Origin of the sequence: Kribbella sp. NPDC003557 (assembly GCF_040610805.1) — a bacterium.
In the GTDB taxonomy this organism is placed as follows: domain Bacteria; phylum Actinomycetota; class Actinomycetes; order Propionibacteriales; family Kribbellaceae; genus Kribbella.
Genome location: NZ_JBEXMY010000012.1, coordinates 37,082 through 59,052, shown reverse-complemented (window position 1 = coordinate 59,052; position 21,971 = coordinate 37,082). Strand labels below are relative to the sequence as shown.

At 70.6% G+C, this 21,971-nt stretch carries 25 protein-coding genes and 1 riboswitch; of the genes, 10 read left to right on the top strand and 15 right to left on the bottom strand.

Going from position 1 to position 21,971, the window contains the following annotated elements; translation table 11 throughout:
* Positions 1 to 21: 21 nt before the first annotated feature.
* From ABZW60_RS37530 to ABZW60_RS37520, 3 genes are read right to left on the bottom strand one after another with little or no spacing between them, the layout of a single operon-like run.
* The gene (locus ABZW60_RS37530; protein WP_355485194.1) at positions 22 to 576 is read right to left on the bottom strand and encodes a histidine phosphatase family protein; all 555 of its coding nucleotides are present in this window, start codon (positions 574 to 576) and stop codon (positions 22 to 24) included.
* Positions 573 to 1,313, bottom strand: a complete 741-nt coding sequence (locus ABZW60_RS37525) for a CbtA family protein (RefSeq protein ID WP_355485192.1) — start codon at positions 1,311 to 1,313, stop codon at positions 573 to 575. The genes ABZW60_RS37530 and ABZW60_RS37525 overlap by 4 nt, the downstream gene beginning before the upstream one ends.
* Positions 1,314 to 1,318: 5 nt before the next feature.
* Positions 1,319 to 1,516: a CbtB domain-containing protein gene (locus ABZW60_RS37520; protein WP_355485190.1), complete on the bottom strand. Its 198-nt coding sequence runs from the start codon at positions 1,514 to 1,516 to the stop codon at positions 1,319 to 1,321.
* A 57-nt stretch (positions 1,517 to 1,573) separates the two neighbouring features.
* Positions 1,574 to 1,640, bottom strand: a riboswitch (cobalamin riboswitch).
* A gap of 867 nt (positions 1,641 to 2,507) precedes the next feature.
* Between ABZW60_RS37520 and ABZW60_RS37515 the strand changes: the two genes are divergently transcribed.
* On the top strand, positions 2,508 to 3,149 hold the full coding sequence (locus ABZW60_RS37515; RefSeq protein ID WP_355485188.1) for a LysE family translocator: 642 nt from the start codon (positions 2,508 to 2,510) through the stop codon (positions 3,147 to 3,149).
* A gap of 424 nt (positions 3,150 to 3,573) precedes the next feature.
* On the opposite strand, the gene ABZW60_RS37510 is transcribed toward ABZW60_RS37515, so the two are convergent.
* From ABZW60_RS37510 to ABZW60_RS37495, 4 genes are all read right to left on the bottom strand, one after another.
* Positions 3,574 to 4,947, bottom strand: coding sequence for an MFS transporter (locus ABZW60_RS37510; protein ID WP_355485186.1), 1,374 nt, complete (start codon positions 4,945 to 4,947; stop codon positions 3,574 to 3,576).
* A 38-nt stretch (positions 4,948 to 4,985) separates the two neighbouring features.
* Positions 4,986 to 5,351: a DUF1304 domain-containing protein gene (locus ABZW60_RS37505; RefSeq protein ID WP_355485184.1), complete on the bottom strand. Its 366-nt coding sequence runs from the start codon at positions 5,349 to 5,351 to the stop codon at positions 4,986 to 4,988.
* Positions 5,352 to 5,366: 15 nt separating this feature from the next.
* Positions 5,367 to 6,275 (bottom strand): hypothetical protein, encoded by a 909-nt coding sequence (locus ABZW60_RS37500; protein WP_355485182.1) that lies wholly within the window; start codon positions 6,273 to 6,275, stop codon positions 5,367 to 5,369.
* Positions 6,276 to 6,338: 63 nt separating this feature from the next.
* Positions 6,339 to 7,958 carry a DEAD/DEAH box helicase gene (locus tag ABZW60_RS37495; RefSeq protein ID WP_355485180.1) on the bottom strand — a complete coding sequence of 540 codons (1,620 nt, stop codon included), beginning with the start codon at positions 7,956 to 7,958 and terminating at the stop codon, positions 6,339 to 6,341.
* 192 nt (positions 7,959 to 8,150) lie between these two features.
* Between ABZW60_RS37495 and ABZW60_RS37490 the strand changes: the two genes are divergently transcribed.
* Positions 8,151 to 8,660 (top strand): DinB family protein, encoded by a 510-nt coding sequence (locus ABZW60_RS37490; protein WP_355485178.1) that lies wholly within the window; start codon positions 8,151 to 8,153, stop codon positions 8,658 to 8,660.
* Here ABZW60_RS37490 and ABZW60_RS37485 read toward each other — a convergent pair whose 3' ends face one another.
* The 3 genes from ABZW60_RS37485 to ABZW60_RS37475 are packed head-to-tail and all read right to left on the bottom strand — an operon-like array spanning position 8,661 to position 10,141.
* Positions 8,661 to 9,329 carry a TetR family transcriptional regulator gene (locus ABZW60_RS37485; protein ID WP_355485177.1) on the bottom strand — a complete coding sequence of 223 codons (669 nt, stop codon included), beginning with the start codon at positions 9,327 to 9,329 and terminating at the stop codon, positions 8,661 to 8,663.
* Positions 9,289 to 9,711, bottom strand: a complete 423-nt coding sequence (locus ABZW60_RS37480; protein ID WP_355485175.1) for a DCC1-like thiol-disulfide oxidoreductase family protein — start codon at positions 9,709 to 9,711, stop codon at positions 9,289 to 9,291. The genes ABZW60_RS37485 and ABZW60_RS37480 overlap by 41 nt, the downstream gene beginning before the upstream one ends.
* Positions 9,704 to 10,141: a hypothetical protein gene (locus ABZW60_RS37475; protein ID WP_355485173.1), complete on the bottom strand. Its 438-nt coding sequence runs from the start codon at positions 10,139 to 10,141 to the stop codon at positions 9,704 to 9,706. Before ABZW60_RS37475 ends, ABZW60_RS37480 begins: the two co-directional genes overlap by 8 nt.
* 128 nt (positions 10,142 to 10,269) lie before the next feature.
* Here ABZW60_RS37475 and ABZW60_RS37470 point away from each other — a divergent pair, with 128 nt between their 5' ends.
* From ABZW60_RS37470 to ABZW60_RS37460, 3 genes are all read left to right on the top strand, one after another.
* Positions 10,270 to 11,307, top strand: a complete 1,038-nt coding sequence (locus tag ABZW60_RS37470; RefSeq protein ID WP_355485172.1) for an amidohydrolase family protein — start codon at positions 10,270 to 10,272, stop codon at positions 11,305 to 11,307.
* The gene (locus ABZW60_RS37465) at positions 11,304 to 11,663 is read left to right on the top strand and encodes a nuclear transport factor 2 family protein (protein ID WP_355485170.1); all 360 of its coding nucleotides are present in this window, start codon (positions 11,304 to 11,306) and stop codon (positions 11,661 to 11,663) included. Before ABZW60_RS37470 ends, ABZW60_RS37465 begins: the two co-directional genes overlap by 4 nt.
* A gap of 143 nt (positions 11,664 to 11,806) precedes the next feature.
* Positions 11,807 to 13,249, top strand: coding sequence for an ankyrin repeat domain-containing protein (locus tag ABZW60_RS37460; protein WP_355485168.1), 1,443 nt, complete (start codon positions 11,807 to 11,809; stop codon positions 13,247 to 13,249).
* On the opposite strand, the gene ABZW60_RS37455 is transcribed toward ABZW60_RS37460, so the two are convergent.
* The gene (locus tag ABZW60_RS37455) at positions 13,215 to 14,318 is read right to left on the bottom strand and encodes an ionic transporter y4hA (protein WP_355485167.1); all 1,104 of its coding nucleotides are present in this window, start codon (positions 14,316 to 14,318) and stop codon (positions 13,215 to 13,217) included. The two genes, ABZW60_RS37460 and ABZW60_RS37455, sit on opposite strands and share 35 nt — an antisense overlap.
* A 64-nt stretch (positions 14,319 to 14,382) precedes the next feature.
* On the opposite strand from ABZW60_RS37455, the gene ABZW60_RS37450 reads away from it, so the two are divergent.
* Both ABZW60_RS37450 and ABZW60_RS37445 read left to right on the top strand, forming a co-directional pair.
* Positions 14,383 to 14,889 (top strand): GNAT family N-acetyltransferase, encoded by a 507-nt coding sequence (locus tag ABZW60_RS37450; protein WP_355485165.1) that lies wholly within the window; start codon positions 14,383 to 14,385, stop codon positions 14,887 to 14,889.
* Entirely contained in the window at positions 14,886 to 15,725 is an 840-nt protein-coding gene (locus ABZW60_RS37445) for a hypothetical protein (RefSeq protein ID WP_355485163.1), read from the top strand. Before ABZW60_RS37450 ends, ABZW60_RS37445 begins: the two co-directional genes overlap by 4 nt.
* A gap of 3 nt (positions 15,726 to 15,728) precedes the next feature.
* Here ABZW60_RS37445 and ABZW60_RS37440 read toward each other — a convergent pair whose 3' ends face one another.
* The gene (locus tag ABZW60_RS37440; RefSeq protein WP_355485161.1) at positions 15,729 to 16,616 is read right to left on the bottom strand and encodes a LysR family transcriptional regulator ArgP; all 888 of its coding nucleotides are present in this window, start codon (positions 16,614 to 16,616) and stop codon (positions 15,729 to 15,731) included.
* Positions 16,617 to 16,689: 73 nt separating this feature from the next.
* Here ABZW60_RS37440 and ABZW60_RS37435 point away from each other — a divergent pair, with 73 nt between their 5' ends.
* On the top strand, positions 16,690 to 17,286 hold the full coding sequence (locus ABZW60_RS37435; RefSeq protein ID WP_355485159.1) for a LysE/ArgO family amino acid transporter: 597 nt from the start codon (positions 16,690 to 16,692) through the stop codon (positions 17,284 to 17,286).
* Between the two features lie 15 nt (positions 17,287 to 17,301).
* On the top strand, positions 17,302 to 18,117 hold the full coding sequence (locus ABZW60_RS37430; RefSeq protein ID WP_355485157.1) for an MBL fold metallo-hydrolase: 816 nt from the start codon (positions 17,302 to 17,304) through the stop codon (positions 18,115 to 18,117).
* An 83-nt stretch (positions 18,118 to 18,200) separates the two neighbouring features.
* Here ABZW60_RS37430 and ABZW60_RS37425 read toward each other — a convergent pair whose 3' ends face one another.
* A complete protein-coding gene (locus ABZW60_RS37425; RefSeq protein ID WP_355485155.1) occupies positions 18,201 to 19,112 on the bottom strand; it encodes an SDR family oxidoreductase in 912 nt (303 codons plus the stop codon).
* Between the two features lie 47 nt (positions 19,113 to 19,159).
* On the opposite strand from ABZW60_RS37425, the gene ABZW60_RS37420 reads away from it, so the two are divergent.
* Complete coding sequence (locus ABZW60_RS37420) at positions 19,160 to 19,837, top strand: TetR/AcrR family transcriptional regulator C-terminal domain-containing protein (protein WP_355485153.1); 678 nt, start codon at positions 19,160 to 19,162, stop codon at positions 19,835 to 19,837.
* On the opposite strand, the gene ABZW60_RS37415 is transcribed toward ABZW60_RS37420, so the two are convergent.
* Positions 19,774 to 20,688, bottom strand: a complete 915-nt coding sequence (locus ABZW60_RS37415; protein ID WP_355485151.1) for a DMT family transporter — start codon at positions 20,686 to 20,688, stop codon at positions 19,774 to 19,776. The genes ABZW60_RS37420 and ABZW60_RS37415 overlap by 64 nt on opposite strands.
* Before the next feature lie 35 nt (positions 20,689 to 20,723).
* Positions 20,724 to 21,926, bottom strand: coding sequence for an MFS transporter (locus tag ABZW60_RS37410; protein WP_355485149.1), 1,203 nt, complete (start codon positions 21,924 to 21,926; stop codon positions 20,724 to 20,726).
* Between the last annotated feature and the right edge of the window lie 45 nt (positions 21,927 to 21,971).

Sequence of the window (21,971 nt, the reverse complement as noted above, 5' to 3'; positions counted from 1 at the left end):
AACCGGGCCAACCGCAGTTTGTCAGCTCCAGCGGGCCAGCGAAAGTGACCAGTTGCCGGAGTGGTGCGAGAGGCTGACCGCCGCGAGCGGGCGGACGTCGACATGGCGCAGCGACTCCGCCGGGGCGTCCACGACGTACAGGACGATCGCGCGGACGATCGCCGGGTGCACGACCGCGACCGCCGCGCCGTGATCCCGCGCCGCGACGTCGCCCAGCCAGTCGGCGACCCGGGCGAGCACGTCGTTCTCGGTCTCGCCACCGGGAGTCGCGGTGTGCGGCCGGTCCAGCCACGCCGCGACGCCGGTCGGATCGGACGCGAGCAGTTCCTCCAGCCCGCGCCCGGTCCAGTCGCCGTACTCGCGGTCCCGCAGCGCCGGCTCCACCACCGGGTCGAGCCCGAGCGCCGCGGCCGTACGTACCGAAGCCTGCTCCGGCCCGGCGTACGCCGCGTCGGCGGTGAGCTTCAGCTCGCGCGCCGCCTCGAGACTCGCCGGATCCGGCTCGGCGTCACCGCCGAGCACGAGCCCACGCAGCGCAGGCGTCAACGCGTGCGCGATCAAGGTCAGCCCCGTCAAACTGTCACCTTCTGTCGGGCAGGCCGGTGATCGACCGCCACGGCGTACCCGAATCCGAGCAGGAGCCACAGCGTCGCCTGCGTACCGAGCGAGGCGAACCGGAACTGCCACAGCAGCGTAGCGGGGAACGTCTCCGGAACCTCGTTGATCCGCGGCAGAATCAGGTACGCCGCCACGACCGTGACGACCAGTCCCGCGACACCGCCGGCGAGCCGGGCGACCTCGCCGTACCGGGCCGCCCAGCGGGACAGCGCGACACCGGCCCAGACCGCCAGCAGGCCGATCACCAGCGTCAGCAGGTAGGTGACCGTCCGGCGGGTGATCGTGTCCGGGTCGCCGACCGCCGGCGGGTTCGGTGGGTACTTCAGGAACGGGACCAGCACGATGCCGACGAACCCCGCCGCGGCGAGACCGAGCGCGGCGTACGCGTCGTTCCCGGTGCGGAGCTTGCGGCGCAGCACCGTGTACGCGACGGCGAACAGGCCGCCGAGCGCAACGCCGTACAGGCTGGTGGCGAGGAACAGGCCGGCCTTCTGGCCTTCCCGGCTGACCAGCGGTTCCTCGTCGTGGTGGTCTTCTTCAGGGGCATGAGTGTGCGCGTGAGCGTTGGACTCCTCGATCGCGATCGCCGCGTCGACACGCGACTCGCCCAAGACAAAGGCGACGGTTCCGGCCAGCAGGCCGGCGAAGAGTCCGACGATCAGTCCGCGCACCAGGAGCTGTCCGAAGGTGCGCATCTGATCTAGTGGCAGGGCACGCCGAGCAGATGGCGACCGTCGTGCATCAACTCGTGCAGGAACATCCCGGACCGGGACACCGCACCCTGGTCGAACCCGACCAGATAAGCGAGCATCAGCATCAGACCGACACTGAGCATCGCGACAGCGAGAAGCTTGGGCGTAAGAGCCGGTACGGCGACCGAGCGGGCAGGAGCTGCCATCTGAACTGAACCTCCTGGGGAAGTGCGCGTCCCCTTAGAAAGGCTGCGAATACCCGAGCGTCCTGACTTACGAGCCGAAACTCGATCACGGTGGCGCGGCCGCGCCGGACTCTCACCGGCTTCCCTCATGGCACCGCAGGTTGACCCTCGAACCGTAAGGTCCCCACCAGACCCCGGTCAACGCACCACGGCGCGCCGGTGACCTATCCCACGAGCACCTGCCGACGCGCGCACCTACCAGCCGACCCCACGCGTGCCTAGCAGCTGACCCACGCGTGCTCCGCAGCCGCTTACTTCGTCGCTGCGCTCCTCAGCGCGGTTGCTTCGCGCGCTCCCTCCCGCCCCCCGCTTGGCGCGGTGTATCTGCTTCCGGCTGACGCGGGAGTTCCGGCTGGCGCCGGGGAGTTCCGGCTGACGCCGGGAGTTCCGGCTGGCGCCAGGGAGATTCCGGCTACCGCCGGGTGTGCCGGCGACGCCGGGGTGGTCCGGCTGACGCCGGGTGCTTCCGGCTGACGCCGGTGTTGCGAGCTGGCGCTCGCGGGCGACAGACGGGCCGTACCACGTGGGAGGTGGCCGCTGCACACGCGATCGTGGTTGGCCCGCATGCGCGCGGCCCGTGCCGACCGGCATCTGCATCGCCGGCGACTGAGACGCCCACGGCCTCGGCCGCGTGTCACGACGCTCGCCGGCGCAGGCGATCCCTCACACCTCGACGACGCAATCCACTTGATGATGCACACCGGCCAAGCACTCACCGGCGAGCGCCAGCTCGCAACCCCGCCGGCGCCAGCCAGCAACATCCCGGCGTTAGCCGAAGCACCCGGCGTCAGCCGGAACTCCCGGCGTTAGCCGGAGCACCCCGGCGCCGGCCGGAAACAGATGCACCGCGCTAAGCGGGGGGCGGGTGGGAGCGCGGAGCGGCCGCGGTGAGGAGCGCAGCGACGAAGTAAGCGGCTGCGGAGCGCGCGTGGGCTGACTTACCCTGAACACCATGCCATCCGCTCACCATCTGCTCGCCTTTGCGATCACCTCCTTCGTGATCATCGTCATCCCAGGACCGAGTGTCTTGTTCATCGTCGGGCGCGCGCTGGCGGTCGGGCGGCGCGAGGCCGTGTTGACAATGGTCGGGAACACGCTCGGCGCTGCGGTGATGCTCGTGCTGATCGCGCTCGGGCTGGGCACGTTGATCGCAGCCAGCGCGGTCGCGTTGACGGTGGTGAAGCTGGCCGGGGCGGCGTACCTGATCTATCTCGGCGTGCACGCCTTCCGCTCGCGGAAGTCGCTCGCCGAAGCGCTGGCGGGGGCGGGGAAGCCGGGCAGCAGCCGGAAGACCGTGCGGCAGGGGTTCCTGGTCGGGGTCACGAACGCGAAGACCGCGGTGTTCTTCGCGGCCGCGTTGCCGCAGTTCGTGGACAAGGGGGCGAGCGCTCCGGCGTGGGCGCAGATCCTGATCCTCGGGCTGATCTTCATCCTGATCGCGCTCGGTTCGGACAGCGTGTGGGCGGTCGTGGCCGGTACGGCGCGGGAGTGGTTCGCGCGGTCGCCGCGCCGGCTCGAGCTCGTCGGCGGCACCGGCGGCCTGATGATCATCGGCCTCGGCGCCAGCATCGCGGTCACCGGCTCGAAGGAATAATCGACTCTCCTGTCACCTGTGTGGGCCTTCGTCGGACCGCCCTGTGTTCCGGCGGGTTGTCGTGCCGCTGGCGAGTCGGCGGCGGTGCAGCAAACCCCGCCACCGGGTGGCTTCGCGCCGGTGCGATCGCGGAACCACCTCGGCAGTTGGCAACCGACTCGGCCGCACACCGAGTCGTGGCGCTCGGCCGCTATCTATAACCGCGAGTCGTGGAATGGGGTCGTCTTCCTACCGCCGAATCCCACGACTCGACGAACAGTCGGCGAGACGCCGTACACAGAGGCGAGATCAGGCTCAGCCGGCCGACACCTCCTGTCCGGATGCGCGCCGACGCGCCTGCGGCACCACCTCAGACACGCCAACCACCCACATCAAGCAGAAGAGCTGAACAATCGCCGTCACCAGCTCGAACGAATGACCGGCGTTACTGGCTCGACGGAACCGCGGTACGCCGTCCCGCGGGGACGCCGAGCAGTGCCAGCAACGCCGGGAGACCGAACGCGACCAGGTACGCCGTCATCGCCGAATGCGGCTCCAACGCCGCGAACAGCGAACCACCAACAGCGAGGATCGTTGCTGTCGACAACGAGTCGCTGAGCTGCAGGGCCGAGCTGTTGGCGCCCTGCTCGTCGCGTTCGGAGTACTCCAGCACCAGCACCGACAGCGTCGGGAAAACGGTCCCCATCCCGAGACCGGTCAGGCTCCAGCCGAGGATGCCGACCAGCACCGGCACGTGCGGGTTGAGCGTCAGCGCGGCCGTGACGATGCCGAGCAGGATCGCGACCATTCCCGCCTGCAGGAAGACCGCGTGCGAGAACGGCTGATTCGGCCGGCCGCGGTACCACGACGCGGCGCTCCAGCTCAGCGCGCTGACGGTCAGGACCAGACCCGCGAGCGACGGCGACAGGCCGCGTTCGCGGGTGAGCATCAACGGCAGGAACACCTCGGCGCCGAACCCGGCCGCGGCGACGAGCCCGCGCAGTGCGACCACCGACGGCAGCCCGCGCCCGAAGGCGAACGTCCCGGACGGCAGCAGCCGCGGACCGAATGCGATCACACCCGCCAGCCCGATGGCTAGCAGCGCTAGCTGAACGACACCACGCTGCTGCCCGCCGTAGTGCAGCAAACCCACACCCACCGCGGCCGCCACCGCCCACAGCGCCCGTTTGTCCCACAGCCTCCCCTGCCGTACGTCGTACGCGCTGCCGCGGGCCAGCCCGGGACGCATCACCAGCGCGGCCGGCACCGCGATCGCCGGTACGGCGAGGAAGACGAGCCGCCAGCTGGTGTGTTCCACGATCAGTCCGGCGATCGCGGGTCCGACGAGCGACGGTACGACCCAGCCGGTCGCGAACGCGGCGAAGATCCGCGGGCGGAGCCGGGCCGGGTACAGCTGCCCGACGACGACGTACAGCGCGACCGTGAGCAGCCCGGAGCCGAAGCCCTGGATGATCCGGCCCGCGACCAGGATCTCCATCGACGGCGCCAGGCCCGCGATCAGCAGGCCGGCCAGGAACCACGCCGTACCGTGCCAGAGCGGACGGGTCGGGCCTTTCAGGTCGCTCCAGGTGCCGGAGACGACCATCGCGACCACGCCGGAGGCGAGCGGGCCGCCGAACGCGAGCGCGTACAGGCTGAGGCCGTCGAGCGCCTGTGCGACGGTCGGCATCGCGGTCGCGACCGCCAGGGACTCGAACGCGACCAGGGTGATCAGCGCGACCATCCCGACGGTCAGGGCGCGGTACCGCGGTGAGAGGACGCCGCCTGTTTCAACGGCCGGCTCGGCAGTGATGGTCATGTCGATGACCATCGCTGCTCAAGTGCACTTTAAGTCAACTAGAGAATCGCGGCGAGCAGGAGCGCGAGGATCGGCGGCACCGCCTGAGTGGCGGCGGCGCGGAGCATGCGGCGGTCGGAGGCGACCAGGACGATGCCGGCGCCGGCCATGCACGCACACGCGAAGAGCGCGATGGCGTGCCCTTTATCGCCGCCCCAGATCAGGCCGCCGAGCGCACCGACCGCCAGGAACAGGTTGTAGAAGCCCTGGTTGAACGCCCACGGCCGGGCCGTCTCCACCTCGGTGTCCTTCACCAGGAACCGCCGGTACGTGCTGGGCTTGCGGAACAGCACGCTCTCCAGGGCGAACACAACCACATGGAACACACCGGCCACGACCACGAAGACCTGCGCAGCGACGCTCATGGCGGGAAAGTACCGCTACGCACGCCAATCCGTGGCGAAGGCGCGCGCTGGGTTGTTCCGGAACACGGCGTCGGCGACGTCCGCCCCGAAGTACCGGGTGATCCGCGGCCGGAGATGCGTCAGCAGGTACGGCATGCCCGGCCCCTCGGCGGTCGACCGGGCGCGCGCCGAGGTGGTGTCGCCGCCGAGCAGCAGGCGATCCGCGTACCCGGCGTCGATCAACGCGGCGAGGCAGTCGGTCAGCCGCGGATCGGTCGCGTTGTTGGCCCGCGACGGCCCGTCGAACGCCAGCCAGGCGCCGCGCTCCGCGAGCTCGAGATGCACCCGATGATCCGGAAACCGGTTGAGATGCCCGAGGATCACCGCACCCGGATGGACGCCGAGGGTGTCGACGAGCAGATCGAGTACGGCGTCCGCGGCCGAGCCCAGCTCGTGATGAACGGCGATCGGCGCGTTGGTCGCGTGCTGCGCCTCCGCCGCGGCGCGCATCACGAACTCGGCGTGCGCGTCGAGCACGTGGAAACCGCCGGCCACCTTGATGAGGCCGGCCCGGACCGCGGTGTCGCCGATCCCGTCGGTCAGCTCGCGCACGAAGATCTCGGCGAGCTGGTCCCAGACCTTGTCGACGTACCCGTCCGGGTAGTGCTCACGGCGGTGCAGGCCGGTCGCGGCGACGATCGAAACCCCTGTGCCGGCGGAGATCCCGGGCAGCAGACCGGCTCGGCGGTTCAGGCCGTGCGGCGTCCATTGCACGATCGCCTGGCCGCCCGCGTCCGCGAACGCGCGAACCTCGGCAACCGCCGCTGCCTCGTCGTCCAGGTCCTGACCTGGCAGGACGGCCGAGCGGAAGAACAGGTGGTCGTGCGAATCGGTCACGCCGAGCGCTTCCGGTACGAGGTCGTTCAGGACCGTACGGATCCGCATCATTGCCTCTCTGTCAGGTCACGGCTCCAGCAGGGGAACCGTAACCCGACAGATGGCTCGACCTCAGGCCGCCTGCTGCCCGGCGGGGCGACGACGCCGCCCACGGCGCGCCGGCCGACGTCCGGCGGCACTACCCCGCCCCTCACCCGCAGGCTGCTTGACCGACGCGCCCGTGGCCGAGGCCCGCTGAGCCGAGTCCGGCTTGGCCGACCGCCGCCGGCCCGACGACCGGGAGCCCCCGGACCGGGTGCCCGCTGACCGCGTGCCCGCCGACCGGGTGGCCGGCTCCTGCTTCGGCGCCGGTGCGACGTACGTACGTTCGCCGGGTGCCAGCTCGGACAGCAGCGGGTCGTCGGCGGTGAGCTTGGTGACCTTCGGGGCGATACCGGCCTTGCGGGTCAGGTCGCGGACGTCGCGGACCTGCTCGTCGGTCATCAGCGTGACGACCGTGCCCTCGGCGCCGGCGCGGGCGGTCCGGCCCGAGCGGTGCAGGTACGCCTTGTGCTCGATCGGCGGGTCGGCGTGGATCACCAGCGTGACGCCGTCGACGTGGATGCCGCGCGCCGCGATGTCGGTCGCGACCAGCGTCCGCGCCGAACCGTCGGCGAACGCCTCCAGGTTGCGCGTACGAGCGCCCTGGGACAGGTTGCCGTGCAGCTCGACGGCCGGAACGCCCTGGGCGATCAGCTTCTTCGTCAGCGCCTTGGCGCCGTACTTCGTCCTGGTGAACACCAGCGTGCGTCCCGGCGCGGCGGTCAGGTCGACGAGCACCGGCAGGCGCGTGTCGGGCCGGACGTGCAGGACGTGGTGCGTCATCCGCGCGACCGGCGACCGGGCCGAGTCCACGCTGTGCGTGATCGGGTCGGTCATGAAACGGCGGACGAGTACGTCGACACCGGCGTCCAGCGTGGCGGAGAACAGCAGCCGCTGGGCGGACGACGGGGTGGCCTCGAGGATCCGGCGGACCGCGGGCAGGAAGCCGAGATCGGCCATGTGGTCGGCCTCGTCGAGCACGGTGATCTCCACCGCGCCGAGTTTCGCGTGCCCGGCCTGGACATGGTCCTCGAGCCGGCCCGGGCAGGCGACGACGATGTCGGCGCCCTTGCGCAGGCCGTTGATCTGCGGGCCGTGACCGACACCGCCGAAGATCGTCATCGAACGCAGGCCGAGGGTGTCGGCGAGCGGGCTGATCGATGCCTGGATCTGGGTCGCGAGCTCGCGGGTCGGGGCCAGGATCAGCGCCCGCGGGTGGTTCGGCCGGCGCTTCGTGTCACTGGCCGCGAGCCTCGCGAGGACCGGGAGGACGAACGCGTACGTCTTGCCGGATCCGGTCCGGCCGCGACCGAGAACGTCCTTGCCGGCCAGCGAATCCGGCAGCGTGGCCGCCTGGATCGGGAACGGCTTCGTCACACCGGCCGCGGCCAGCGTGCTCACGAGCCGCTCGGGAACGCCGAGCTCCGCGAACGTGCGGTTGTCGGGGGCAACCGTTTCCTCATCGTTGCCAATGGCAACTTCGACGACCTGCTCGGTCGCACCGGCGGTCTCGCTGCGTCCGGTGCCCGAACGGCGGCGACGCCGCGGTCGCGACTGGCCGTCGCGCGAGTTCTTCGCGGACGTAGCGCCGGTGGTCTGTTGGGACTGGTTGTTGTGCGTGGTTGTAGACGTGGGGCGGCGGGCCGCCATAGAAGTACTCCAAAGATCGGGGGTCGTCCTGCCCGGCGCGGCCGAGGGCCGCGGCGCGTGGTGGTCGACTGCTGGCGCAGTGTAATTGCGCTCACCGGCCCGAGGCAGAACTGGGCGGGCCGTCGGGACCAGTCTACGGCACCGACAGGCCGTCACTCGCGGGATGCTCCTCACACAGGCTAGGTTCTGTCCGTGACGGAACAGTTCCGGGCGGCCCCACCCACGGTCGCCGACGAGCGTGCACTCCTGCAGGGATTCCTCGACTTCCACCGCGGCACACTGCTGTGGAAGCTCTCCGGGCTGACGGACGAACAACTCGTCCAGCGCGCCGTGGAGCCGGCCAGCATGTCCTTGATCGGCCTCGTGCGGCACCTGAGCGAGGTCGAGAAGTACTGGTTCCACCGCACCCTGGCCAACCACGACTCGCCGCCGAAGTACTGGAGTGCCGAGTTTCCCGACGCCGACTTCGACCACGTCGATCCGGCGATCGTCGCCGCGGACCTCGAGGACTTCCGGCAGATCGTCAAGACCTCGGACGAGCTGGCCGCGAACTACTCGCTGGACGACACGTTCCTGCGTCCGGGCCACGAGCCGCTGCACTCGGTGCGCTACCTCTATCTGCACATGATCGAGGAGTACTCGCGCCACAACGGCCACGCGGACCTGCTCCGGCAGAGCATCGACGGGGCCGTCGGCGAATAGCTAGGGCTTGATCGAGCGGATCAGCGCGACCAGCTCGTTCGAGACGCCGCGGACGCCCGGGATCCGGGTCAGCCGCAGCAGGCGGTCCACCAGTGGGACCGCCCGGTCGACGAGGGCGCGCGTCCGGCGTACGTCGTCGGTCTGGTCGTGCACCCAGAACAGGACGACGCCCATCTGCAGCAGCCAGAGCAGCTCGGGCAGCTCGGACTTCAGGTCGGCCGGGAGCTTCAGGTCGGACCCCTCGATCACCCGCCGGAACACGTCGATGCTCGCGTCGCGCGCCGGCCGCGACTCCTCGCTGAACGGCGACAGCGGGCTGCGCGGATCGGCCGCCGTCTTGAAGAACGTGCCGGCGAACTCGTGGTACGGCGCGGACACGTCCAGCCAGGTCCGCAGGACGCCGGCCAGCCTCGGCACGAACGCCTTCTCCGCGGCGAGGATCGGCTCGACCGCCTCGCGGTGCTGGTCCTGCAGCAGGTCGTAGTACGCCTGCATCAGGTGGTCCTTGGAGCCGTAGTAGTAGTACGCGTTCCCCACCGACACGCCGGCCTCGTTGGCGATCGCGCGCATCGTGGTCTTCCCGTACCCCTGCTCCCGGAACAACCGCAACGCGGTCGACAGGATCAGCTCACGCGTCTGCTCGCCCTTCGCGGTCGCACTGTCCGTCACACCCGTCAGCGTAATCACCTCCGCTCACCCGCCGCAGTCCAGCCGCCGCCTGCACGATCGCCCGCGCGACCGGCCGCATCGCCGGACTCGCCAGCCGGACGGCGGTGTGCCTGTGCTCCCCCGTGGCCCACAGGCACACGATCCAGGCGCGATCGCCGACGTACACCGACCCGTCGTCGCCGACCACGGTCACGTCCCGCAAGGTCGCCGCGTGGTCGAGCGCCGGGTAGCGCGCCCGCGCGTCCGCCGACCCCGCCGCGACGAACCGCAGGCGCACGACCCCGCCGTACCCGTCCGGTGCCGGCCGCTGCGCCGCCAGCCAGTCCTTGAACCGGCGGCACAGTCCGCAGCGGGCGTCGTACAGCACGGTCAGCTCACGCATTCTCGATCGGCCACATCTGCGGGCCGCCGCCCACGAATCCAGGGCCCTGGAGGTTGTCGTTCGGCGGCACCGGCGGGCGGGTCATGCTGTCGAGCCGGCTCCGGGTGCGGATCTTGTTGAAGATCCACACGTTGGTCAGGTGCACCACTCCGAGCACCAGCATCACGATCCCGAGCTTCACGCTCAGCTGCTCGAACACCCCGCTCGCGTCCAGCACCGGGTTGCGGCTGCGCAGGAACAGCGTCACGAAGCCGAGGTTGATCAGGTAGAACCCGACCACCAGCAGCCGGTTCACCGCGTCGGCGAACTCCGCGTTGCCGTGGAACACGTCGACCAGGAAGATCCGCCCGTTCCGGCTCAGCGTGCGCGCCACCCAGATCGTCAGCGGTACGGCGATCAGCAGGTAGGCCAGGTAGGTCGTGACCGTCATGTCCATCGTTCTCCCCACTTCTTGAACACGTTCAAATCCTCGATGCCCTGACCGTACGCCGCTGTTTTGAACATGTTCAAGTCGAGCGCCGCGTGATCTGGGTCTCCCCCGGGGCGAGAATGGCCCGCATGACGACCTGGGTCTTCGAAGGAACCGTCCTTCCCTCCGGCGACACCGCCCGGCTGACGTTCGGGCCGGCCGCGTCCGGCGAGCAGCTGCCCGGTCGGTACGCCGTACCGGGCCTGGTCGACTCGCACTGTCACCTGACGATGGCTCCCGGCGCGAACGGGCCGGTCCTGCGCGGCGCCGACTTCGCCGATGAGCGGCTCGGCGAACTCGCCGGCGCCGGGGTCAGCGCGCTCCGCGACGTCGGCGGCAACCGGGACGTCACGCTCGCGCTCGCCCGAACCGCCGACGACGGCCGCCCGCTCGTCCTCGCCGCCGGCCGGTTCCTCGCCCCGGACGGCCGCTACTTCCCGCAGGCGTACGAGCCGGTCGCCCCGGAGGACCTGCTCGCCGCGGTCGAGGCCGAGATCGCCGACGGCGCGACCTGGCTGAAGCTGGTCGGCGACTTCCCCGAGGTCGGCCCGGACGGCCCGATCCGGGGCAGCAAGGTGAGCCCGTCGTACGACGTGGAACTGGTCGCCGCGATGGTCGAGCTGGCGCACGCGCGGAACGCCCGGGTCGCGGCCCACGTGAACACCGATCACGTCAGCGAGCTGATCCGGGCCGGCATCGACTCGGTCGAGCACGGCACGGCGCTCACCGAGCAGGATCTACAGGCGCTCGGCGCCCGCGGCGGCGCGTGGACGCCGACGCTCTGCGCCTCGGTCGGCCCGGGCCCGGACGAGACCCCGGAGCGGCGGGCCCGGCGCGAGGAGCGGTCGGCGTACCTCGCGTCGATCCTCCCGCTGGCCGAACGGTACGGCGTGCGGGTGCTGACCGGATCGGACGTGGTCGGCACCGTCGCCGGCGAGATCGACCTGCTCGTGCGGCACGGGCTGACCGTGGAGCAGGCGCTCACCGCGGCCTCGACCGGCGCGCAGGACTTCCTCGGCCTGACCGGCGCCGGCAACCTCGTCACGTACGACGCGGACCCGCGCGAGCATCCCGGCGTACTCGCGCGACCGGCGGCCGTCGTCCTCAACAACCGGCGGATCGCATGAAGGAGAAGGACCTCGACCGCTGGGTCGAGAAGTACCGGAAGGCGTGGGAGAGCAACGACCCCAAGGACATCGCCGCGCTCTGGACCGAGGACGCCGCCTGGTACCGGCGGCCGGACGAGGCCCCGGTGACCGGCCGGGAGGCGATCGTCGCGGCCTGGCTGGACGTCTCCGACGCGCCGGGCGAGACGAGGTTCGAGTACGAGGTGCTCGGCTTCGGGGACGGCGTCGGGTTCGTCCGCGGCTGGACGACGTACCTGACGAACCCGCCGGGCGAGTTCAGCAATCTCTGGGTGATCCGGCTGGAGAAGGACCGCGCCTACGAGTTCACCGAGTGGTGGATGGAGAAGCCGCGCTGAGCTACGCTGCCCGGTAGGCGCTTTCAGGGTGCCACCGGTCCGCGGGAAGGGCTCAGCCCACCTGAGAGCCAAGGCGTAGTACCGCTTGACCTCCTTTCTCGCCTGACGACGCGGACAGCAGGCTCGTAGAGAGGAGGTCGGCGATGCCGACCCGGAATCTTCCGAACGACCCGCACCTCGACCACCTGCGCGGTCAGGCCAAGACCCTGCTCAAACAGGTCCGCGCCGGCGACAGCGCCGCCGTCGCACTGGCAGCCGAGTTCCATCCCGTGCAGACGCTGGCGGACGCCCAACTGGTGCTCGCCCGCAGCTACGGGTTCCCCAGCTGGCCGCGGATCGTGCGGCACCTCGAACTCGTCGACCGCTACAGCCGCTCGCCGCACCGGCAGTCGGTCGGCGGCCCACTGGACACGCCCGCCCAGCGCGCCGACGAGTTCCTCCGTCTCGCGACACTGCACTACGGACAGGACGATCCGGCCCGGCAACGGTCCGCGCGCGATCTCCTGGAACGCTTCCCGGAGATTGCCCGGAGCAACATTTACACACAGGTGGTGGCCGGTGACCTGAACGGCGTACGGGCCAACCTCGCCGATGCGCGGACCGAAGGCGGACCGTACCGCTGGGAGCCGCTCCTCTACCTCACCTACAGCCGCCTCGACGCGCCCAACCAGGTCGAGATCGCGCGAGTCCTGCTGGAGAACGGCGCCGACCCGAACGCCGGCTACCTGTGGCAAGGCCTGCCGTCGCCGTTCACCGCGATCACGGGCGTGTTCGGCCGCGGCGAGGGCGACCAGCCGCCGCACCGGCAACGCGTCGAACTGGCTCGGCTCCTGCTCGACGCCGGCGCCGACCCGAACGACAGCCAGACGATGTACAACTGCGGCCCCGGATGTCCCCCGCCGTACGACGACGTGCACCTGGAGCTCCTGCTGGAGTACGGGCTGGGGCGCGGCGACGGCGGCCCGTGGCACGCCAGGCTGACCTCGGCACACCCGACACCGCGGCAACTGCTCGAGGACGAACTGGTCTTCGCGTCATGGTCCGGCCTGACCCACCGGGCCGAGCTGGTACTTGCCCAGGGCACCGATCCGGAGGGGGTCGGCACCCGGCACCCGGTCTTCGGCGGACATCGCCCGTACGAACTGGCCGCCGTCCAGGGGCACACCGAGATCGCCGACCTGCTCCGGGCGCGGGGCGCGGCGCCGCTGGACGAGATCCACGAGGTGTACGCCGCCGCGATGCGTGGCGAGACGCCCGACATCGACGCGGACCTCGCGGCCAGGGCGGTGGCCCGGACGCCGCAACTGCCCGTCCGCGCCGCCGAGGTCGGTCGTGCCGTGGCGATGGAACCGTTGCAGCGGCTCGGGTTCGACCTGAGCCGGGTCTCCGGCGGTGCGGCGCCGATCCACCGGGCCGCGCTCAACGGTCACCTGGAGACGGTCCGCACACTCGTCGAACTGGGCGCCGACCCGACGGTGCGCGATCCGAACTACAACGGGGACGCGTTGAGCTGGGCCGAGCACAGTCACCAGCAAGCGGTGATCGACTACCTCAAGGGCTTACCGCGAGGAACAGGAAGGCGCTGAACACCGCGAGGTGAACGGCTCCCTGCAACAGCGTCGCCCGGCCTGTCGAGAGGGTGAACAGCCCGGTCACGACGGTCAGGGCGAACAGCACCATCTCCTTGCCGCCGAGCCCGAGGACGAGCGGACCGCTCAGCCAGATCGAGGCGACGGCGATGGCCGGGATGGTCAGGCCGATGCTGGCGAGCGCTGACCCGAGCGCCAGGTTGACGCTGGTCTGGAGACGGTTGCGCAGTGCGGCCCGCACGGCCGCAACCGTCTCCGGCAGCAGGACGAGCAGCGCGATCACGACACCGACGACGGCCAGTGGGGCGCCGGCCGACTCCACCGCCGACTCCAGCCTCGGCGACACGGTCTTGGCCAGTCCGACCACCGAGATCAGGCAGACGAACAGCAAGCCGAGGCTCAGCAGCGCGGTCCTCCCGCTCGGCGCGGCCGCGTGATGGTCCTCGTCCTCGTCGACGGCGCCGTCCGCCGCCACCGGGAGGAAGTAGTCGCGGTGCCGGATGGTCTGGATGAACACGAACACGCCGTACAGCACCAGCGACGTCACGCCCGCGAACGCGAGCTGCGCCGAGCTGAACCGCGGCCCCTCCGCGCTCGTCGTGAACGTCGGCAGCACCAGGCTCAGCGTCACCAACGCGGTCGTCACCGACAGCGCGGAGTACGACGCCTGGACCCGGAACTCCTGCACGCGGTGCCGCAGCGAGCCGACGACCAGCGCCAGCCCGAGGATCCCGTTGCAGGTGATCATGACCGCGGCGAACACCGTGTCACGGGCCAGTGACGCGGCCTTCTCGCCGCCGGACGCCATCAGCGTGACGATCAGCGCGACCTCGATGACAGTCACCGCGAGCGCGAGGATCAGCGTGCCGAAGGGCTCACCGACGCGGTGCGCGACGACCTCGGCATGGTGCACGGCGGCGATCACCGCGGCGCCGAGACCGAGACAGACCAGGATCAGCAGGAGCGCCCCGAGGTCGCGGTGCCAGGTCCCGACCAGGACGAGGAAGGCGAGCGGCGGCACGGCCAGCGTCCAGCGCGGCAGCCCTTGGATCACGGAGTTTGTCATCCTCAGACAGCCTATCGGCAATCCCCTTGGCATCCGGCGGATCACGGGTGATGCTTCTCCCAATATGACTGTTGAAATCAGGGAAGCGACCGCGGACGACTGGCAGGCCATCTGGCCGTTCTTCCGGGAGATCGTCACCGCGCGCGAGACCTACACCTATGATCCGGACCTCACCGAGGAGCAGGCCCGCGCACTCTGGATGTCGCCGTCCAGCTCGCCGCTGGCCCGGACCACGGTCGCGGTCGATGCCGACGGCACCGTTCTCGGCAGCGCGAACATGTACCCGAACCGCCCGGGTCCCGGCGCCCACGTCGCCAGCGCGAGCTTCATGGTCGACGGCAAGGCCCGCGGGAAGGGCGTCGGCCGGCTGCTCTGCGAGGACATGATCGCCTGGGCCGGCCGGACCGGGTTCCGCTCGATCCAGTTCAACGCGGTCGTCGAGACGAACGAACCCGCCGTGCACCTGTGGCAGTCGCTCGGGTTCCGGATCGCCGGCACCGTCCCGGAAGCCTTCGACCACCCCAAGCTCGGGTACGTCGGCCTGCACGTCATGTACCGCCCGCTGCCATGAGCCGCGCCCGCCGGATGTGGAAGGCGCTGGAGCCGTACCACGCGATCACGTACTTCGCGCCCGAGACGCGACGGGCGACCGACGCGCTCGGGCTGAAGGGCGGGTGGATGAGCTACTTCGGCTGCCGCGCCGCGCCCCTCGGCGCGGTCGGCCCGGAGTTCGTGGCCGCGGTGTTCTACAACTTCCACCCGGCGATGGTCGCGCGGTCACTGCCGGACGCCTGGAGCTACGCCAGTCCGGCCCAGCTCCTCGACGCCCGGCTGACGGCGGTGGACCACGCCGTACGGCGGTTGTTCCCGGGCGGGTCGTTCGACCGGGCGGCCGAGCTCGGGCGCCGCGCGGCCGAACTCGCTCCGATCGCCGGGCGGCCGATCGCGGCCGCGAACGCTGCGCTGGACTGGCCGGACGACCCGCAACTCGTGCTGTGGCAGGCGACCACGATCCTGCGGGAGTCACGGGGTGACGGGCATGTCGCGGCACTCGTCGCCGCCGGCCTCACCCCGGGTCAGGCGCTGGTGACGATCTCGGCGGCGGGCGGACCGTCCAAGGAGGTGTTCCAGCTCAACCGTCGCTGGAGCGACGACGAGTGGGCGACCGCTTCGGACGACCTCCGAAGCCGCGGACTCCTTGATGCCGAAGGCGCTCTCACGGCCGACGGACGCGCGCTGCGGCAGCAGGTGGAGGACACCACGGACTCGTTGGCCGACCAGGGATGGCGAGCACTGGGCGACGAACTGACCACCGAGTTGCACGACCTCGTCCGGCCGCTGAGTGCCGCACTGATGTCCGACGGCCTCATCCCGGCCGACAACCCGATGGCCATGCGCTGGGAGTGACCTCTAGGACGTCCGAAGACCCGCATCGGCCGCGCGGAGAACCGCGGCGGTGAGCGCGTCGAGGATGCCCGACTCGAGTTTCCAGTGCTGCCAGTACAGCGGGACGTCGATGTATTTGCCCGGGGCCACTTCCACCAGTCGGCCGGCCGCCATCTCGGGGCCGGCCACCTGGTCCTCGATCATTCCCCAGCCGAGCCCGATCCGGACGGCCTCGTGGAACGGCGCGGACGCCGGGATCGCGTGCGACGGCGGATCCAGTTTCCGCCGGGTCACCTTGCGGACCAGCCGGTGCTGCAGGACGTCCTTCTCGTTGAACACCACCATCGGCGCCTCGGCCAGGGCCTCCGGCAGCGGTTTGCCGTGCAGCCAGCGCTCGGCGTACTCCGGGGTGGCGAGCGGCAGGTAGCGCATCTTCCCCAGCCGGACGACGCGGCAGCCCTGCACCGGGCGCGGATCAGCGGTCACCGCGGCCAGCACCGTCCCGTTGCGGAGGTACTCCGCCGAGTGTTCCTCGTCCTCCTGGTGGACCAGGAAGCGGGCGTTGTGCGTGCGGGACAGGTCGAGCATCGCGGGCAGGAACCAGTTGTTCAGCGAGTCCGCGTTCACCGCGATCGGGATCCGCTGCGCGTCGATCGTGCCGCGGACGGCGGCGATCGCCTCCAGTTCGAGCAGCGAGACCTGACGAGCGAGCCGCAGCAGCGCGGCGCCCGCCGCGGTCGCCCGGGCGGGCCGGCCGCGCATCACCACGACCTGACCGAGCCGGCTCTCCAACGCCTTGATCCGTTGGCTGACCGCGGACGGCGTGACGCGCAACCGCCGCGCGGCCGCGTCGAAGCTGCCCTCGTCGACGACGGCCACGAACGTCTCGAGCTGTGCGGAGTCGAACGGCATGATGAAGCAATCCTAATGCTCCTTCAGAATCTTTAGCTGGTTTGAAGGACCTCGGCTGCTTACCGTCAAAGACATGCCCCTCCTCGCCGGTTTCGCCACGGCACTGTCACTGATCGTCGCGATCGGCGCCCAGAACGCCTTCGTCCTGCGCCAAGGCCTTCGCCGCGAGCACGTCCTGCCGGTGGTCCTGACCTGTGCGCTCTCGGACGCCTTGCTGATCTCCAGCGGCATCCTCGGCCTCGGCGCGGTCCTGACCCGCAACCAGCTGGCGCTCGACATCGCCAAGTTCGGCGGCGCCGCCTTCCTTTACGCGTACGCGTTCCTGGCCGCGAAACGCGCCGTCAACCCCGGCTCGATCACGCCCGCCGGCCACGCTCCGGCTGCCCTGCGCAGCGTCGTACTCGCCTGCCTGGGCTTCACCTATCTGAATCCGCACGTCTACCTGGACACGGTCGTCCTGCTCGGCTCCCTGGCCAACCAGCGAGGCACCGACGGCCGCTGGCTGTACGGCCTCGGCGCCGTCACCGCGAGCTTCACCTGGTTCTTCTCGCTGGGCTTCTTCTCCCGCAAACTCTCCGCCCTGTTCGCCCGGCCCCGCGCGTGGCAGGTCCTCGACTCCGCCATCGCTCTCCTGATGACCACGCTCGCCACCTGGATGCTCCTGTCCTGATCACACAATGGGGCGGTGGACGTGACTGTGCTGTGTGACGCGGTGGCGGTTTTTCCCGAAGACGTTTCGACGGCGTTGCCGGAATGGGGCGAAGAGGCAGCGGCTTGGACGGGGCTGGTGATGCCGGGGAACGTTCGTGACGGTGGGTGGCTCCTGCATTTCCACAGCTATCTCGTCGTCGGGGAGGCCGGAGTGGTGCTGGTTGACGCGGGGGTCGGGCCGGCGGGAGGGGAAGCGGCTGAGTGGTTGGGCGTCGCGGGCCGGCTGCCCGGGTTGCTGGCGCAGGTGGGAGTCGAAGCGGCGGATGTGGATGCGGTCGTGTTGACGCATGTGCATCTGGATCACGTGGGCTGGGTGTCCGACGGGGTACGAGCCGGGTTTCCCCGGGCGGAGTATGTCGTCCAGCGGGCCGAGCTCGAGCACGTCCGCGGCGGGTCGACGTACTCGAACCGGATCAGGCCGATCGAGGAGGCGGGGCAGCTACGCGTGGTGGACGGTGAGGTCGCGCTGCGGGGGATGCGGTTGGTGCCAACGCCGGGGCACACGCCTGGGCATCAGTCGGTGGTGACGGAGCGGGCGATCCTCGGCGGTGACGTGCTGGTCCATCCGGCACAGGCGCGGTGGCCGGAGCTGCCGTACGTGTACGAGCGTGACCCGGCCGTCGCCGTCACCTCGCGCCGCGAGATCCTCGCGCTGGCGGCCGCGACCGGCGTCCCGATCGCAGCCGCCCACCCGCACGCACCGCTGTCGGTCGACGAGTCCTCGGTGAGGGCGGTGCAGATCCCTACGGCCGACGCAGACCACGGCGCCTGCACGCCATACCGGATCTAGTTGCCCACTGAACTGGACGGTTGCCCCCTCGAATTTCCAGTAGGCAACCCTCCAACCAAGCGGGCAACCTTCACGTCTCGGGGCTAGCGGTAGCCGGTTGTGTCGGCGGGTTTGCCGGGGTGCTGCACCTCGACGATGTAGCGCCAGGCGTCCGGCTGGCTGCCATCCAGGTCGGTGAAGCCGTAGAGCCGGGCGAGCTCGCCGCTCGACGTGGACTTGCCGTTCCAGCGCCGGACGTCGGGGTCCGCGGCCAGCGCCGCCACCGCGCGGCCGACGTACGCCGGGCTCTCGGAGATCGCGAAGTGCGGGATCCGCTCGGTCGCGTCGCGCCAGTTCTCCTCGCGGACGCCGAAGCCTTCGAGCATCGCCTCCGACCGCAGCCAGCCAGGTGTCAGCAGCACAGCGGTCGCGTCGTACTTGTCCAGCTCGTGCGCCAACGCGAACGCGATCCGGCTGACCGCGCCCTTCGCGACGTCGTAGAAGAACGAGACCCGGTAGTTGTCCGCGTTGAACTCGTCGGTGCCGTCGGTCATCTCGATCACCAGCCCACCGGGTGACCTGATCAGCAACGGCAGCGCGTAATGGCTGGTGATCACGTGCGTGTTCACGCCCAGTTGCAGGAGCCGGAGACCGCCCTCGAGGTCGCTCTCCCACACGGTCTTGTCCCACTCGGGCTCGCCGTGCTGACCCCAGATGTCGTTCACCAGGATGTGCAGCGCGCCCTGCTCCCGCTCGATCCGCTCGACCAGCGCCCGGACCTGCACCGGATCCAGATGATCGACCGGTACGGCGATGCCGCGGCCGCCGGCCCGGTCGACCAGCTCGGCGGTGTCCTCGATGGTCTCGGGGCGATCCATCTCGGACCGTCGCTCCCGCGTGCTCCGCCCGGTCACGTACACGGTCGCGCCGGCCGCGCCGAGCTCGACCGCGATCCCCCGCCCGGCCGCCCGGGTCGCCCCGGTGACCAGCGCCACCTTCCCCGCCAACGGCTGCATGCCGCCCTCCTTATCCATACGTTGTACGATTATGTACCATACGGCGTATGGTTGACGACGGCAAGCGCTCCGGTCGGCCCCGCGCCGGCGAGGAGCGGCTGAGCCGGGAGGCGATCCTGACCGCCGCGCTGCGGATCGTCGACGACGACGGCATCGACGCGCTGACCATGCGCCGGCTCGCGGCCACGCTGAAGGTCAACCCGATGTCGCTCTACCACCACCTGCCGAACAAGGCCGCCGTCCTGGCCGGCCTCGCGGAGCTGGTGTTCGCCGGCCTCGAGCTCCCGGACCCGGGCGAAACCGTGCCGTGGGACGAGCAACTCAAGGTGGCCGCCCGCGCCTACCGCGACGGTCTGCGCCGGCACCCGAACCTCGCGCTCCAGGTGCTGTCGGACACGTCCGCGGTGTCGGATGTCGTCGTGGTCACGATGGAGCCGTTCTACCGGGCCCTCGACCGCGCCGGTCTCGCACCCCGCGAGATCTTCGAGGCCGCCAACACCCTGATCGACTTCATCCACGGCTTCAGCCTCGGCGAGGCGTCCGTCCGTGCGGAGACGTTCGAGCTCGCCCCCGACCTGCTCACCCGCGTCCGCGGGCTGCCCGCGGACAAGGCCCCGACCCTGACCCGGATCGTCACCGAGCTCGGCGCGGACGGTCTCGCCTACGACTTCGACAGCGGCTTCGAATCGGGACTGTCCACCTTGGTCGCCGGTATCCGCCGGTAGCGCGAGATCGCGACCCCGCCGAGGCACAGGAGGCCTCCGGCGTACGCCGGCAGCACCGGGCTCTCACCGAGAAGCAGCCAGCCGAGGAAGATCGTGATCGGCGGCACCAGGTAGGTCGTGGCGCCCATCCGTCCCGCGGTCGTCCGAGCCAGCGCGTAAGCCCAGGTGGTGAAGGCGATGGCGGTCGGGAACGCCCCCAGGAACACCACCCACCAGACCGTGGACGGGCGTGCATCGGCCACCTCACGCACCAGGGTCGGCCCGAACGGCAAGCACGCGACGGCGCCGATCACGCAGGACAACCAGGTCACCTCGAGGGCGGGCAGGCGGCCGAGCAACGGCTTCTGGGCCACGACACCGATCGCGTAAGCAGCCGCGGCCACCACACAGAGCATCACACCCCAGGCATCGGCGCTGCCGTACGAAGAAGACAGGCCGATCACCACCACTCCGCCGAACGCGACCAGACTGCCGATCACCAGCTGCCGCGGGAATCCCTCACCCAGCACCATCCCGGCCAGCAGGGCGATCAGCAGCGGCCCGGTGTTCACCAGCATGGACGTGGTCCCGGCGTCGAGGTGCCGCTCGGCCGCGTTCAGCGCGACGTTGTAGACCCCGAACCAGAGCAGCCCGCACACCAGCAGGTACTTCCAGTCCGCCCGAGCCGGCCACCGGCGCGGCCTGCTGAAGACGAAGATCCCGAGCAGCACGCTGCCGATCAGCAGCCGGCCGAGCGACAGGGCGCCCGCCGAGATCTCCTGGCCGACATGCCGGATCGCGACGAACGCCGACGCCCACAGCACCACCGTCACCGCGGCCGCGCCGGCGGCGAGCGCACCCTGTTTCCTCATACGTGTGGAACGTCCTCGAAGCCCATGATGTGAGGCTAGGTGTCACTCGCTTCGGCGCTGGCCGAACTACGCGGCGCCGGCAGCGCGAACGGTACGACGAATGCCGCCAGCAGCACCGGGACCGTCAACGCCGCCACGAGGACGGCCATCGTGAACCACACCGACCCGAGCGCGAACCCGGCGTACACCGCGATCGCGGAGACCTCCGCGAACAGCCCGGACACCGACGTCACGGTCGCCCGCGCCGGGCCGGTGATCGCGTCCTGCAACCGCGACTCGGACACCACGATGACCAGCTGCATCACGCCGTACCCGAGCGCGATCGGCAGGAAGCCCCAGGCCGATCCGCTCAGCGCACCGGCCGCGATCAGCACCGCCGTCGCGACCATCCCCGCCGCAAAGGTTGCTGCTGGCAACTTGTAGGCCGGGCCGGCGAGCGCACCGCCGATCGCCTGCGCGGCGACGGTTCCGGCGATCAGCAGCGGGATCACCCCGGTCGCCGCGCCGGTCTCGCGGGCGAGCAGCGGGAAGTACTCGTCGAACGCCAGGAACCCGCCCAGCAGCGCGACCAGAAGCACCGCCCGCCGCACCAGCCGACGGGTCAGCACCTCGGCCACGCCGGACTTCAACATGGCCAGGTAAGCCGCGAAGGCCGCCCGGGCACCGGGATCGTCCGACTCCCTCGCGGCCTCGACCGCGCGCGCCTCGGGCAACGACCACGCGACGACGGCCTGCGCCAGGCAGCTCAGCACGCTCACCACCCCGGCCAGCACGTAGCCGCCGAGCTCGAACAGCGGAGTCGCCAGCGCGGTCGCGGCCAGGTTCATCACGAACGACGCCGAGCGCGCGCGGCCGAGCAGCGCCGGGAAGCGCTCGGTCCGGTCCCGCGCCGCGAGCTCGTCGTACACGAACGCCTCGTAGGTGCCCGAGATCAGCGCGGACGACGTACCCCAGAGCACGAAGCCGAGCGCGAACCCGGCGTACGACGGCACGGTGATCCACGCCGCGTAGCCGGCGGCGCCGAGCAGGGCGCCGAGGATCAGCAGCTTGCGCCGCGAGTACGTGTCGGCCCAGGCACCGGACGGCACCTCGAGCACGAACCCGGTCGCCGACCAGATCACGAACAGCGTCGAGATCTGGGCAGCCGACAGGCCGTGATCGGCGAACAGCAGCTGGTACAGCGGGTAGAGCGGGATGAAGTCCTGCAACGCCTCGAAGGCGATGATCCGGAGCGACAACCCTCGGTCGGTGCGTCAACGTGGGGGGCTCATAGATCCGAAGAT

Coding starts and splice junctions, on each gene's coding strand:
- ABZW60_RS37525 (WP_355485192.1), bottom strand. CDS start 1,313: ATGCGCACCTTCGGACAGCTCCTGGTGCGCGGACTGATCGTCGGACTC.
- ABZW60_RS37520 (WP_355485190.1), bottom strand. CDS start 1,516: ATGGCAGCTCCTGCCCGCTCGGTCGCCGTACCGGCTCTTACGCCCAAG.
- ABZW60_RS37515 (WP_355485188.1), top strand. CDS start 2,508: ATGCCATCCGCTCACCATCTGCTCGCCTTTGCGATCACCTCCTTCGTG.
- ABZW60_RS37510 (WP_355485186.1), bottom strand. CDS start 4,947: ATGACCATCACTGCCGAGCCGGCCGTTGAAACAGGCGGCGTCCTCTCA.
- ABZW60_RS37505 (WP_355485184.1), bottom strand. CDS start 5,351: ATGAGCGTCGCTGCGCAGGTCTTCGTGGTCGTGGCCGGTGTGTTCCAT.
- ABZW60_RS37500 (WP_355485182.1), bottom strand. CDS start 6,275: ATGCGGATCCGTACGGTCCTGAACGACCTCGTACCGGAAGCGCTCGGC.
- ABZW60_RS37495 (WP_355485180.1), bottom strand. CDS start 7,958: ATGGCGGCCCGCCGCCCCACGTCTACAACCACGCACAACAACCAGTCC.
- ABZW60_RS37480 (WP_355485175.1), bottom strand. CDS start 9,711: ATGCGTGAGCTGACCGTGCTGTACGACGCCCGCTGCGGACTGTGCCGC.
- ABZW60_RS37475 (WP_355485173.1), bottom strand. CDS start 10,141: ATGACGGTCACGACCTACCTGGCCTACCTGCTGATCGCCGTACCGCTG.
- ABZW60_RS37470 (WP_355485172.1), top strand. CDS start 10,270: ATGACGACCTGGGTCTTCGAAGGAACCGTCCTTCCCTCCGGCGACACC.
- ABZW60_RS37465 (WP_355485170.1), top strand. CDS start 11,304: ATGAAGGAGAAGGACCTCGACCGCTGGGTCGAGAAGTACCGGAAGGCG.
- ABZW60_RS37460 (WP_355485168.1), top strand. CDS start 11,807: ATGCCGACCCGGAATCTTCCGAACGACCCGCACCTCGACCACCTGCGC.
- ABZW60_RS37455 (WP_355485167.1), bottom strand. CDS start 14,318: ATGACAAACTCCGTGATCCAAGGGCTGCCGCGCTGGACGCTGGCCGTG.
- ABZW60_RS37450 (WP_355485165.1), top strand. CDS start 14,383: ATGACTGTTGAAATCAGGGAAGCGACCGCGGACGACTGGCAGGCCATC.
- ABZW60_RS37445 (WP_355485163.1), top strand. CDS start 14,886: ATGAGCCGCGCCCGCCGGATGTGGAAGGCGCTGGAGCCGTACCACGCG.
- ABZW60_RS37440 (WP_355485161.1), bottom strand. CDS start 16,616: ATGCCGTTCGACTCCGCACAGCTCGAGACGTTCGTGGCCGTCGTCGAC.
- ABZW60_RS37435 (WP_355485159.1), top strand. CDS start 16,690: ATGCCCCTCCTCGCCGGTTTCGCCACGGCACTGTCACTGATCGTCGCG.
- ABZW60_RS37425 (WP_355485155.1), bottom strand. CDS start 19,112: ATGCAGCCGTTGGCGGGGAAGGTGGCGCTGGTCACCGGGGCGACCCGG.
- ABZW60_RS37420 (WP_355485153.1), top strand. CDS start 19,160: ATGGTTGACGACGGCAAGCGCTCCGGTCGGCCCCGCGCCGGCGAGGAG.
- ABZW60_RS37415 (WP_355485151.1), bottom strand. CDS start 20,688: ATGAGGAAACAGGGTGCGCTCGCCGCCGGCGCGGCCGCGGTGACGGTG.